We start from the raw sequence: 12865 nt of genomic DNA on the forward strand, positions 1-12865 counted from the left end.
ACTTCTTGACCTACTTCTACAAATACTACCGCCATACCTGTATCTTGACAAATTGGTACTTGATCAGTTTTTGCAATTTCAGCATTTTTTAACAAATTGGCTATAATATCTTTTCCTACAGGAGATGTTTCTGTCTTTTCGGCTTTATGAAAAGCACATAATACGTCTTCTCCCACATAAAAATTAGTCTTTATACTCATGTCTTTTAACGCATTTTCTATTTCTATTACATCTACTTTACGCATAAACCAGCAACTCCTTTCAATATTTTACTTATAAAGCTTACATGATTTTTGAATCACCTTATTATGTTATATTCTAGCTACCCCAGATTTTCTAGCAGCTGCCATAACTGCTTCGGCCACAGTTTTTCCTACTCTAGGATCAAATGCAAATGGAATAACAAAATCTTCGTTTAATTCTTCATCACTAACTAACCCTGCTAAAGCATATGCAGCAGCAATCTTCATCTCATCATTTATATCGCTTGCTCTAACATCCAATGTTCCTCTGAATATTCCAGGGAATGCTAATACATTGTTGATTTGGTTTGGATAATCTGATCTTCCAGTACCAATTACTCTTGCACCAGCTTCCTTAGCTAAAGAAGGTAAAATTTCTGGGTTTGGATTTGCCATGGCAAATATGATAGCATCCTTCGCCATACTTCTTACCATATCTTGACTTAATTGGTTAGCAGCTGATACTCCTAAGAATACGTCAGCTCCAACGATGACATCCTTTAAACTTCCCTTAACTTTATCTTTGTTTGTAGTTGTTGACATTAAATCTTTTTCGCCGCCTAGATTTTCACGTCCTTCATAGATGGCACCCTTTGTATCACACATGATGACACTAGCTACTCCCATGCTCATTAGTAATTTCGTTACGGCTATACCTGCCGCACCTGCACCATTTATTACAACTTTAATATTCTTAATATCTTTCTTTATTAATCTTAATGAGTTAAGTATGCCTGCAAGAACTACAACCGCTGTACCATGTTGATCATCGTGAAAAATTGGGATATCGCATACTGCTTTAAGTCTTCTTTCAATTTCAAAACATCTAGGTCCACTTATATCTTCTAAATTAATTCCACCAAAGCTACCTTGAAGTAGTTCAACGGTCCTTACAATTTCATCTACATCTTTAGAACGTATACAAAGAGGGAAAGCATCAACATCACCAAAAGTTTTAAACAGAACACATTTACCTTCCATTACTGGCATTGCAGCCTCTGGTCCAATATCGCCAAGGCCTAAAACAGCAGTACCATCTGTTACAACAGCTACAAGATTCCATCTTCTTGTAAGTTCATAGGATAAATCAATATTTTTTTGAATTTCGAGACAAGGTTCTGCAACTCCTGGTGTATAAGCTATAGAAAGATCTCTACTATCTTTTACAGGTACTGTAGAAATTACTTCAATTTTACCTCTCCATTGTTTATGATACTTCATTGCCTCTTCTTTAATATCCATTTTTCTCATTCCCCTTTTTTATTTATTTTTTGGTTATTTCTTTTAATTTGAATATATAAATATATTTTTATTGCGAAAAATAATGACTTATTTCTCGCAAAAATTAAACTAAATAGTATTATTTATCATTTTCTCTTCCATGAGTATAATGTGGTAATAACATAGGAGAAATCTTATCTGTCTCCACACCATTTTCTTCAAGGCTTTTGTGATATGCTTTTATATGGTCAAGGCTCAGTTCTTTCAATTTAACTGTTTTGCAGTTTTCACCTGCATGGGACCCTGCCCTACGTCCGAAGACAATAATATCTAATAGTGAGTTGCCCATGAGTCTGTTTCTACCGTGAATTCCCCCTGAAGCTTCTCCTACCGTATAAAGGTTTTCTACCTTGGTTTGACCATTCTCATTTATTGAAAGTCCTCCATTTTGATAATGAAGAGTTGGATATACGATAATCGGATCTATTCTCATATCAATACCAAATTTTAAATACATTCTCAACATAGCAGGAAGTCTCTTCTCAAGAGTTCCTTCTCCATTGATAATATCGATTAAAGGAGTATCTAGCCATATACCTTTTTCGCCATCAGCTGTGTCAATCCCTTTATTTCTTACAAGACATTCTCTAATTAATGCAGATGTTTCAACATCTCTAGTTTCAAGATGATAAGTAAATTGTTCACCATCTATATTAAGAGGTGTTGCACCTAAACTACGAACTTTTTCTGTAACAAGTGCACCAAATATCTGAGATGGGAATGCTGCGCCTGTAGGATGGTACTGAATAGCATCTGCAAATGCAAGCTCTGCCCCAGCTCTGTATCCTAGTATTAGCCCATCCGCTGTAGCCCCATAATGATTTGATGTTGGAAAACCCTGATAATGAAGTCTTCCAGCCCCACCAGTGGCTATAATAACAGTTTTAGCCCTTGCAATTAAATATTCCTCAGTTTCAAGATTGAATAATATTGCTCCAGCAGCTTTACCATCCTTGTCGAGGATTATCTCAACAGCAGGGGAAAATTCAACCACTTCAATACCTTTATTCTGTACTTCATCACGAAGCACACGCATGATCTCAGCTCCTGTATAATCAGCTGCTGCATGCATTCTCTTTCTAGCGGTTCCACCTCCATGGGTAGTAACCATGGTGCCATCTTCTTCTTTATCAAACATTACCCCAAGTTCATTTAACCATTTGATTGATCCAGGAGCATCCATTACTAGAGCATTAACAAGTTCTGGTTTATTGGTAAAATGTCCACCACCCATTACATCCAGGTAATGTGTTGCAGGAGAATCGTCAGGCTTATCTGCAGCCTGGATTCCACCTTCAGCCATCATTGTGTTTGCATCTCCAAAACGTAATTTAGTAGTAATTAATACCTTAGCACCTTTTTTGTTGGCCTCTAAAGCAGCTGAAGCTCCAGATCCACCTCCACCTATTATTAAAACATCAACGTCATAGTCCGGTTTAGTCAAATCCATATCTAAATTTTGAATTCTACTTTTACCTTCAAGAAGTTGTGCAAGTTCTAGTGGAGCTTTCGATCCTTTGTTTGGTCCAACTCTTAAGTTTTTAAACTGATCCTTCTTATAATCAGGATAATTCTGTTCTAATATATCTACCTTCTCCTGGGCAGTCATCCTTGGAAACTGAACTCCCAGTCTTTCAGGACGAGTAGCTTCGACCTTCTTTATTAGCTCCCTCATTTCTGCTGTATACATTTAAATACCTCCCTGATATAACTATATTTTATGTGATTTTAGGGCAATCTTTACTTTGTAATATCCCTTGTATTATACATTTCTTTTAATTCATCAATACTTTTAATCATTAACTCTTTTACTGAATCGTCATACGCGCCTTCTTGAATTTCCTTTACCCTTTGCGTTAAATCTAAGGTTTCATGAGCAATGTATTTACCTGTAAGCCTACGTGCAAGCACACCTACTTGGTAATGAGTTATATTAGCAGGGCATCTTGAAGCACATATTCCACACATAACACAGTCAAAGGATTCGTGAGCACATTTTTCAATTTCTCCTCTTTGTGCATACGCAATATATTGCATAACATTAAGGTCTTGTGGGCATCCCTTAGTACAGGAATTACATCCGATACAGCTATATATTTCAGGATAAAGCTTCATCATTGTATCAGCATTTGGCTCAAGTTCATTCATATCATATGATTTTTTATCTCCTGGAAAGAACGGTAATTGAGTAAGATACATACCATCTTCTACCTTAGTTTGACATGCTAAGCATACCTTTAATTCATTCTTGCCTTTAATTCTATATATCGTTGCACAGGCACCGCAAAAGCCACCTCTACATCCACATCCTCTAACTAATTGGTACCCTGCATATTCCATGGAATCCATGATTGTAAGGGTTGAAGGTACAGTATATTTTTTATTTAATATAAATATTTCCACCATTTCTTTGTTGGACATTTTATATGCCTCCTTTTTCCCAGATTTCTAATGGGATGGATTAAACTATTTTAATATTTGCATTAATATTCGTCTGGGAGCTCATCTATTTCGTCACATCTAAATACTGGACCATCTTTACACACATATTTATCTCCTATGTTGCAACGTCCACATTTACCTACTCCACATTTCATTTTAAGCTCTAGTGTTGTGTATACTTGATCCTTCTTAAATCCTATTTCCATAAGTGTTTGAAGAGTGTATTTAATCATAATAGGTGGACCACATAACAAGGCTACTTTATTTGTATTAAATCCAATTTCTTTAACATAAGATGGAACAAATCCAACATGCCCTTCCCATCCATCAGCCGGTCTATCAACCGTTAAATGAACATCTGTATTAGGCATTGATGGCCAGTTTTCGAAGATGTCTTTTTGAAAGACAAGATCTCCTGGCGATCTTGATCCATATAGAATATCTACTTTTCCATAATTTTCTCTATTATCCATTACATAATTTATAACTGAACGAATAGGTGCGAGTCCTATACCTCCACCTATGAAAAGAAGGTCTTTTCCTTTTAGTTCATCCTCTACCGGAAAATTATTTCCGTAAGGTCCTCTTATACCTATTTCACACCCTACTTCAAGGCTGTGTAGATACTCAGTGACCGCACCACATCTTTTTACGCTGAACTCCATATAATCTTTCTGCGTTGGAGAAGAAGTGATTGAGAAAATAGCTTCTCCAAGTGGAGGTACTGAAATCATCGCACATTGACCTGGCATATGTTCAAATGCTTTTCCACCATTAGGCTTTACAACTCTAAAAGTAGTTACATCCTCTGTATCTGCCCTCATTTCTTCTATCACTACGATTTCAGGAATTAGTGGATTTACATGTTCATTACAGCTGCAACCCATTATTTTTCACCACCCAATTTTTTAATTACTTTAACAATATCCAAGTGAACAGGACATTTTTCGACGCATCTTCCACATCCAACGCAAGCATATACTCCATCATGATTATTCGGATAATAAACAAGCTTATGCATAAACCGCTGTCTGAATCTTTCTTTTTGAGTCTTTCTAATATTTCCATGGGCCATAAGAGTAAAATCTGAGAACATGCAGGAATCCCAACAACGGAATCTCTCTCCAGATTCATCCCCCTTAAAATCGGAAATATCATAACAATGACAGGTAGGACATACAAACGTACATGAGCCACACCCTAAACACCGTTCACTAAGCTCCGCCCAAATTCCTAATTCAAATAAATCATTAAGCTCTCCTGTTATTTTTGTAGGGTCTATATTGGCTAGTGGAAGCTCTTTCACTTTCCCTTTTGTAGCCTCTTGCATTGTATTTAGTTCGCTTATATCCTTATCTGTTGCATCTTCTAAAAGATCTTTTAATTTCTCAGTTAAGTTTTCACCCTTTTGTGTTTGTGCATTCCAAATAATGCTATCACCCATATCCCAGGTAGTCACATCAACCTCTTTAGGAGCTGTTTGTGGCTCTATTCCAAATGAGCTGCAAAAGCAGGTTTCTTCTGGGTTAAAACAAGCCATAGTAACAATTGTTCCTTTCTCGCGCCTTTGCTCATATAATCTATCTACGGGTTCTTCGAGAAATACATTGTCAAGAAGCTGAAAGCTCTTTGCATCACAATGCCTTACCCCAAAGAGTACATAGTCCTCTTTCTTTCCTCCTACATTTTCTAGTTCAAGTTTCTTACCATCTCTTTTAAACTTTAAGTAGGTTTCGCTTTGAGGGAAAATAAAACCTTTAGGTGAAATACTAGTTTTCAGTTTTTCTACATTAACTACGTCACCTTCGTGCCACAGGTCGAAGTTTACTTTTTCATCCTTTTCAATTGGTAAAAATAGTTCATAGGATTTATTAATCGTACTAAAAAGCTGTGAAAACTTACTTTTTAATATTTTCTTCATTATTTCTTCTCACCTCCGCGCTCTGTAAATGAATCTTCATCATCCAATTTATACGTACCAATGGGAGCTTCTTTAGATGTATCTACCCCTGCATCATATTCACCGTAAAGTACATTTATATCTTTTATAATTTTACTATTTAATTTGTGAAGAGGTATTCCTGCTGGACATACTCTGCTACATTCTCCACATTCTACGCAACGTCCTGCAACGTGATAAGCTCTAATTATATGATAAAACTGCTCTTCACTGGCTACATTTGCTTTACCAGATACATCTGCTCTGTCGTTGTCAAATATACATTTCTCGCAACTACATGCAGGACATATATTACGGCAAGCGTTACAGCGTATACATTTTGAGAATTGATTGTCCCAGTAATCAGACCGTTCCTCTACAGACATTGCTTCAAGGTCTTCCACATCTTTAAAGCGTTCTAGTGGGTCTACTTCTCTCTCTACAACCTCCGTCATCATCTGGTCATATACTACGGGATTTGGATATCTACATCTAAGACATTTATCATATTCAAAATCTCCTGCTGGAAATTTCACTTCTCCATCATTTTTTACAAATATTATGTCATCTCCAGATCTTTTTACACTTAAAAGACCTTTATGTAATTCTTGTTTTTTTACTTTCTCCGGATCAATCATACCAGGGCAACTTACTCCGTAAATCACTACCTTTTCGCGATCTATTCTGTTGTCTTTTACCATTTGGTTAAAAGCGCGAGAATCGCATCCTTTTAAGAATATGCCTATTTTATTATGTTCTTTTAATTGCCCTATTAGATATTTACTTAAGTTATTAACACAGAAACAGTCCCATATTAAAGAATGTGTACCATCCACGTCCGTAATAAATACCGGATAAGAATCATCAAAAGTATCTCCCTTTTTCCAACCTATGATTTTTTCTACTTCCCCATTTTCTAGGGCCAATTTTGCGGTCTCTCTTATTTTTTCAGTTATCTTTTCCATCTATCATCCCTCAACTTTCTATTAGGACCAAGTTTATGAACCTTCTCTAATGCATCATTCATAACGCTTGCAAATTTATGTCCTTCTGCTGCTGAAATCCAATCCACTGTAAATCGATCTTTTTCTATCCCCATATATTCAAGAAAATTCATGAAAACCGAAAACCGTCTTCTTGTATGATAGTTTCCACTTGTATAATGACAATCTCCTGGATGACAACCGGCAATTACTACGCCGTCTGCTCCCCGTTGGAAGGCACGGAGTACAAAGTTTTCACTTACCCTACATGAACATGGAACCCGAATAATTTTAACATTAGCAGGATAGGCGAGTCTACTTGTCCCGGCTAAGTCGGCTCCTGCATAACTACACCAGTTACAACAAAAGGCTACTATCAAGGGTTCAAATTTAACTTTATCTATCCCCTCATTTTCTTTAGCTTCTACTGACATAATGCATCCACCTCCGCTAAAATCTGTCTATTTGTAAATCCCTTAAGGTCAATTGCACCAGGACGACAAGCCACTGTACATCCACCGCAACCTTGACAAAGTGCTTCATTTACATTTGCGACTATTTTGGTAATTGTTTTCCCGTTCTCTTTAACCTCAATTGTTTTTGAAGAAATTGCATCATATGGGCAGATTTTTGTACATGCAAGACATCCACTACAAATCGATTCATCTACTTCTGAAACACAAGGACTACTAATTAGTTTTGTCTTACTTAGCACATCAATTACCTTTGCGGCTGCTGCACTTGCCTGTCCAACTGTTTCTGGAATATCCTTTGGTCCTTGGCAAGCTCCCGCTAGGTATATACCAGCAGAATGTGTTTCTACCGGACGAAGTTTTGCATGAGCTTCCGTAAAGAAATTGTTTGCATCCGTACTTATTCCTAATGTTCTTTTAATTATGCTTGCATCGTCTTGTGCCTTAGTTGCCGCTGCGAGTACTACCATATCTGCATCAATTACAACTGTATCTCCAGTCATTGTATCTACAGCATGAACTTGAAGTTTTTCACCATCCGGAAAAATCTTACCGACCATCCCTTTTATATAGTGAACACCATATTCTTCAACTGCTCTTCTCTGAAACTCTTCAAAATTTTTCCCCGCGGTACGAACATCAATATAGAAAACATATGCTTCCATATCAGGATAATGATCCTTGAGTAGCATAGCGTGCTTTGCTGTATACATACAACAAATTTTAGAACAGTAAGTTTTACCCCTAGGCGACTTATCCCTTGAACCCACGCATTGTATAAACACTACTTTTTTAGGCACTCTATGATCCGATGGGCACAAAAGCTTACCCGCTGTAGGACCTGCGGCGTTGGTTAATCTTTCAAATTCAAGAGATGTGATTACATCAGGATGGTTCCCATACTGATATTCTCCAAATTTATCTAATTTTATAATATCATAACCTGTAGCTACTACAATAGTTCCATATTTTTTTGTAATGTTAGTGTCCTCCTGAGAAAAGTCAATAGCACCAGATGGACATATTTTTTCACAAATACCACATTTTCCTGTCTTAAACTTGATACATTCTTCACGGTCTATAACCGGTACATTAGGCACCGCCTGAGCGAAAGGTGAGTAAATAGCTCCTCTGTTTGTTAGTCCTTCATTAAATTCACTTTTAGCTTTTCTTGAAGGACATTTTTCTGTACAGACACCACAGCCAGTACACTTTTCTAAGTTCACACTTCGTGCTTTTTGTTTAATAATAGCTTCAAAGTTACCTACATATCCACTAACCGATTCTACTTCACTGTAAGTGTATAGTGTAATATTGGGATGAGAAGCTGCCTCTACCATTTTCGGTGTTAAAATACAAGCTGCACAATCTAGCGTAGGAAATGTTTTATCTATTTGTGACATTTTGCCACCAATACTTGGTGATTTCTCAACGATATCTACTTCATAACCTGCATTAGCAATGTCAATAGCCGCTTGTATCCCTGCAATTCCTCCCCCAATAACAAGGGATCTATGTGTTACTCCTATTTCTCCGGATATCAGCCCCGTATTTAATGCTACTTTCGCCACTGCAGCTCTAACAAGCGCGATGGCCTTCGGGGTTCCTTCCTCTTTAGTCTTATGTATCCATGAACAATGCTCGCGAATATTAGCAACTTCTAATAAATATGGATTCATGCCCGCTTCATTTGCTGCATTACGGAATGTTGCCTCATGCATTCTAGGTGAACATGATGCCACCACTACTCGGTCTAGCTTTTGCTCTTTTATTGCATCTTTAATTAAATTTTGGCCTACTTCTGAACACATATATTGATAGTCTTTAGCATGTACAACTCCAGGCATTTTTTTAGCTTCATTTATAACTCTATCTATGTCTACAGTAGCTGCTATATTGCTTCCACACCAACAAACAAAAACTCCAATTCTCTGCAACTTAATCCCTCCTTTAAAAATAACAGTATCATTATCCTTTTGTAAAAATTACTTATTATACTTTCTAAATGCACTTACAATCGCCTGCTGCGGCATTTTATCATCTATTTTCCCAAATACATCATCAGCTGATAATTTGCTTCCTCCTGTGCGTCTAATTATGATAAGCCTAACTGCCTCTAAAACTTTCGCAATATCTATATCCCTAGGACATCTCTCTGCACAAGTAAAACAGGAAGCACATCTCCAAATGGTTTTGCTCTCCATAACCTTATCCAATTGTCCTGTCTGGAGTAATCTTATAACCTGATGAGGTAGGATATCCATACCCTCGCTTGCCGGACAGCCTGCTGAACATTTTCCACATTGGATACAATCCCGTATTCTTTGTCCACTTATTTCAGAAATTTGATCTATTTCTTTTGATTTCTTGTCAGAAAATATTTTAACTCTTTTCATTGCACTATCCCCTCCTAACTTATTTGACACCTAAAGCTTCAGCTAAAAGCTCGGTGAAATAACTAATAGATAGTTTATCTTTTGCTCCGCCTTTACTGTGTTCTAGATTATATTTACAAAGCGGGCATGCAGTAACAATTTCCTTTACATCATGCTTAACAGCTGATTCAATGATATTGTCTGTCATGTTATTTACAAGATCCTTTTGATCTAAACAAAGGTAACCTCCACAACACTCCGTTCTATATGGGTATTTTATAGGAGTAGCTCCAATAGCTTCTATAAAGTCTTCTATAATAGAAGGGTTTTCTGGATCATCAAAGTTCATTTCGGTGCTAGGACGAAGAAGAAGACATCCATAATAAGCTCCAATCTTCCTACCTGTAAGAGGATTCGTTACTTTTTCAGCTAGCTTATCAAATCCTATTTCATCTCTAAGCACTTCAAGATAGTGAAGAACCTCTGTCTCTCCAACATATTCTTTTTCTAGCTCCAAATAGTTGTTAACCTTTGTTCTTATGTCATCTTTATTCTTCATGTCGCCATTGACCCTTTTAATTACGTGATGGCATGCTGCACATAAAGTGACTAGTTTTTCATTTTTGTCCCTTGCGCTCACCAAACTTCTTACAGCTGATAATTTAGTAGCTATCTCATCAGTGGCTAAAGGATATACTGCACCACAACATTGCCACTCCTTTTGCTCTTCAAGTTCAAACCCTAAAACGTTTGCAGAATCTAGTGCAAATTTTTCTAATTCCTGAGCTTTCGTCTTTAATGTACAACCTGGATAATAACTATATTTCATCTTTATTCATCTAGACCTTTAAACAAACAAGTCTAGATTTACACCTCCCCTCATTTTTGTTAATATTTTAACGATTATTAATAAAAAAATTTAAATTTCGTAATTTAATATATGTATTTTTTATAAAACAGTAAAGACTTTCTTATCTTCTTGTTAAAAGTATAACACACTTTTTATAAATTGAAAATACGATTAAACTATGATATAATAGTTTAAAATTATATATATGGGATATATTATAAAATTAATAAAGCTTAAGCATTGTAATTATTGATTCTGTTAATATTTTAACATCTATTATTAAATAAATATAATTTTTTATGATTTTTACATTTATGTATTTTAAATACAATATAATTTCATTTGTTTTTTTGTTAAAATCATAACACATATTTTACATACTAAAAATATACTTACCTACGATATATTAATTGAAATATTTTTTTTGGGTGGGGGGGGAGAATATGTTATGGAATTAAGACAGTTACAGTATTTTCAAATGGTTTGCCAATTAAATAGTATTACACAAGCTGCCGAAAAACTTTTTGTATCTCAGCCTACTATTACCAATTCCATCAAAAACCTAGAAAAAGAACTGTCTATTGTACTCTTTGACCGTTCTAAAAAACATCTTCTACCCACAGCAGAAGGAAGAGTTTTTTTAAAAAGAGTAGATGAGATTTTAATGCAAGTAAATAATGCCACTTCAGAAATGAAGGAATACCACGATCTTAAAAAGGGCGTACTGACAATAGGTGTCCCTCCAATGATCGGTACTTTTTTATTCCCAAAATTACTTATTAATTTCCAAAAATCATATCCAAACATTAAACTCAATATTACCGAATATGGGTCTACTACAATAAAACGTATGGTAGAAAAAGAAGACATTGATTTGGGTCTTATTATATCTGATTCCACCAATAAATTATTAACTTCCCTTCCCATTTCAAATAGTGAGCTCTTCGTTTGCTTTAAAAAAGAACACCCCTTAAGCAAACAATCAACCATTACATTTAAAGATCTTAAGAACGAACCTATTATCTTACTAAATGAAGGCTTCTACATAAGGCAAAAGGTATTGGAATCCTTTAATGAATTCAATATTCAGCCTAATATTATTTTATCGTCTACCCACTTAGAAACCATCAAGGGTCTTACTACCAGTGGAGTTGGCATTTCATTTGTACTAAAGGAAATTTTTGAAGATAATGAAAAAATAGCAACAATACCATTAAATCCTGCTATTCCCATAAATATTTCTCTAGTTTGGAAAAAAGATCATTATCTATCAAATGCTTCAAAGGCATTTATAGATCTCTTAACTACAACTCCCATAAATTAAGTCCCTTTGAATACATAAGTTATAAATGCACCTCACAAATAGGAACTACAGGTATTCTTCTGTAGTTTTGCTTCCAAAAATTCTAGTACCTCTCACCTCCCCCTTAACATTTCATAACCAACTCCCAAAATTAATACAAAAATAAAAATATCCTCCATTACGTCTCTCATTATAAAAAATATCATGAATACTCATTTCTATAATTCATAACTTCATTGACAACATTGTAGTTACATAATAAAATATAACTACAGAGGTGATATTTTGGAAACTCAACTAAAACAAAATGAAAATTCTTGGATTTGTAAAGATATTGGACTTATCAATGCAAGTTATAAACTAAGTATAGGAGAATTAAATCTTATATTGGCAATTGCTTCAATTATTAATCCTTTTGATGAAGACGTTAAGGATTATGTTGTAAGTATTAAAGACTTTGCCAAACTATTGGAAGTCGATTTAAGTACAAATAAAAATCTCTATAGTAGAGTTAAGAGGGCCAGTGGTTTATTACTTAGCAAAAGAGTAACTATCCATGAAAACGATGGAGATTTTCAAACGGTATGGCTTTCAGGCATAAAATATTATGACAATGAGAATAAAGTAGCTGTGAGCTTTCATCCAAAGCTTAAAAAATACTATCTGCAGCTTGAAAAATATACTAAATACCGAATAAAAAATATAACAGATCTTAATAGTGAATATAGTTTAAAGATCTATGAAGCTTTAAAACAGTATGAAGAAATAGGTGAAATACTCTATGGACTTGAAGAATTAAAAGCATTTTTAGGTGTTGAAAAACAATATTATAGATATTACAACTTAAAACAAAGGATTTTAATTGTAACACAAAAGGAAATTAGTGCAAAAACTGATATATCTTTTGAATTTGAGGAAATAAAAGAAGGTAGAAATATTAAGGCTATTAATTTTTATATAAAAAGCAATTGCTATAA

13 protein-coding genes are annotated in these 12865 nt (G+C 35.2%); 2 read left to right on the plus strand and 11 right to left on the minus strand.

The features are described 5' to 3' along the window. The 11 genes from JJE11_RS06180 to JJE11_RS06230 form a co-directional block, all read right to left on the minus strand. On the minus strand, window positions 1-245 hold a 245-nt coding region (locus JJE11_RS06180), incomplete at its 3' end, for a fumarate hydratase (protein WP_291633670.1). Between the two features lie 66 nt (window positions 246-311). Beyond that, complete coding sequence (locus tag JJE11_RS06185; RefSeq protein ID WP_291633672.1) at window positions 312-1484, minus strand: malic enzyme-like NAD(P)-binding protein; 1173 nt, start codon at window positions 1482-1484, stop codon at window positions 312-314. Window positions 1485-1602: 118 nt separating this feature from the next. After that, the gene (locus JJE11_RS06190; protein ID WP_291633674.1) at window positions 1603-3213 is read right to left on the minus strand and encodes an FAD-dependent oxidoreductase; all 1611 of its coding nucleotides are present in this window, start codon (window positions 3211-3213) and stop codon (window positions 1603-1605) included. A 50-nt stretch (window positions 3214-3263) separates the two neighbouring features. Further along, entirely contained in the window at window positions 3264-3944 is a 681-nt protein-coding gene (locus JJE11_RS06195; RefSeq protein ID WP_291633676.1) for a 4Fe-4S dicluster domain-containing protein, read from the minus strand. 62 nt (window positions 3945-4006) lie between these two features. After that, window positions 4007-4852, minus strand: a complete 846-nt coding sequence (locus JJE11_RS06200) for an FAD/NAD(P)-binding protein (protein ID WP_291633678.1) — start codon at window positions 4850-4852, stop codon at window positions 4007-4009. Next, complete coding sequence (locus JJE11_RS06205) at window positions 4852-5886, minus strand: 4Fe-4S dicluster domain-containing protein (RefSeq protein ID WP_291633680.1); 1035 nt, start codon at window positions 5884-5886, stop codon at window positions 4852-4854. Before JJE11_RS06205 ends, JJE11_RS06200 begins: the two co-directional genes overlap by 1 nt. Continuing rightward, entirely contained in the window at window positions 5886-6869 is a 984-nt protein-coding gene (locus JJE11_RS06210; protein ID WP_291633682.1) for a 4Fe-4S dicluster domain-containing protein, read from the minus strand. The genes JJE11_RS06205 and JJE11_RS06210 overlap by 1 nt, the downstream gene beginning before the upstream one ends. Continuing rightward, on the minus strand, window positions 6857-7321 hold the full coding sequence (locus JJE11_RS06215; RefSeq protein ID WP_291633684.1) for a hydrogenase iron-sulfur subunit: 465 nt from the start codon (window positions 7319-7321) through the stop codon (window positions 6857-6859). Before JJE11_RS06215 ends, JJE11_RS06210 begins: the two co-directional genes overlap by 13 nt. After that, window positions 7312-9297, minus strand: a complete 1986-nt coding sequence (locus JJE11_RS06220) for a CoB--CoM heterodisulfide reductase iron-sulfur subunit A family protein (protein WP_291633685.1) — start codon at window positions 9295-9297, stop codon at window positions 7312-7314. The genes JJE11_RS06215 and JJE11_RS06220 overlap by 10 nt, the downstream gene beginning before the upstream one ends. 48 nt (window positions 9298-9345) lie before the next feature. Next, window positions 9346-9756, minus strand: coding sequence for a 4Fe-4S dicluster domain-containing protein (locus JJE11_RS06225; protein ID WP_291633687.1), 411 nt, complete (start codon window positions 9754-9756; stop codon window positions 9346-9348). Window positions 9757-9775: 19 nt separating this feature from the next. Then, window positions 9776-10564: a CoB--CoM heterodisulfide reductase iron-sulfur subunit B family protein gene (locus tag JJE11_RS06230; RefSeq protein ID WP_291633689.1), complete on the minus strand. Its 789-nt coding sequence runs from the start codon at window positions 10562-10564 to the stop codon at window positions 9776-9778. A 469-nt stretch (window positions 10565-11033) separates the two neighbouring features. On the opposite strand from JJE11_RS06230, the gene JJE11_RS06235 reads away from it, so the two are divergent. Together JJE11_RS06235 and JJE11_RS06240 are read left to right on the plus strand one after the other, a co-directional pair. After that, window positions 11034-11909: a LysR family transcriptional regulator gene (locus JJE11_RS06235; protein ID WP_291633690.1), complete on the plus strand. Its 876-nt coding sequence runs from the start codon at window positions 11034-11036 to the stop codon at window positions 11907-11909. A 264-nt stretch (window positions 11910-12173) separates the two neighbouring features. Continuing rightward, a partial coding sequence (locus JJE11_RS06240) for a replication initiation protein (protein WP_291633692.1) occupies window positions 12174-12865 on the plus strand: 692 nt, incomplete at its 3' end.

Source organism: Clostridium sp. (assembly GCF_016650095.1).
Taxonomy (GTDB): domain Bacteria; phylum Bacillota; class Clostridia; order Clostridiales; family Clostridiaceae; genus Clostridium_AD.

What these genes read in the sequence shown, in the direction of transcription:
- JJE11_RS06185 (WP_291633672.1), bottom strand. Translation starts at nt 1,484, where the DNA reads ATGGATATTAAAGAAGAGGCAATGAAGTATCATAAACAATGGAGAGGT.
- JJE11_RS06190 (WP_291633674.1), bottom strand. Translation starts at nt 3,213, where the DNA reads ATGTATACAGCAGAAATGAGGGAGCTAATAAAGAAGGTCGAAGCTACT.
- JJE11_RS06195 (WP_291633676.1), bottom strand. Translation starts at nt 3,944, where the DNA reads ATGTCCAACAAAGAAATGGTGGAAATATTTATATTAAATAAAAAATAT.
- JJE11_RS06200 (WP_291633678.1), bottom strand. Translation starts at nt 4,852, where the DNA reads ATGGGTTGCAGCTGTAATGAACATGTAAATCCACTAATTCCTGAAATC.
- JJE11_RS06205 (WP_291633680.1), bottom strand. Translation starts at nt 5,886, where the DNA reads ATGAAGAAAATATTAAAAAGTAAGTTTTCACAGCTTTTTAGTACGATT.
- JJE11_RS06210 (WP_291633682.1), bottom strand. Translation starts at nt 6,869, where the DNA reads ATGGAAAAGATAACTGAAAAAATAAGAGAGACCGCAAAATTGGCCCTA.
- JJE11_RS06215 (WP_291633684.1), bottom strand. Translation starts at nt 7,321, where the DNA reads ATGTCAGTAGAAGCTAAAGAAAATGAGGGGATAGATAAAGTTAAATTT.
- JJE11_RS06225 (WP_291633687.1), bottom strand. Translation starts at nt 9,756, where the DNA reads ATGAAAAGAGTTAAAATATTTTCTGACAAGAAATCAAAAGAAATAGAT.
- JJE11_RS06230 (WP_291633689.1), bottom strand. Translation starts at nt 10,564, where the DNA reads ATGAAATATAGTTATTATCCAGGTTGTACATTAAAGACGAAAGCTCAG.
- JJE11_RS06235 (WP_291633690.1), top strand. Translation starts at nt 11,034, where the DNA reads ATGGAATTAAGACAGTTACAGTATTTTCAAATGGTTTGCCAATTAAAT.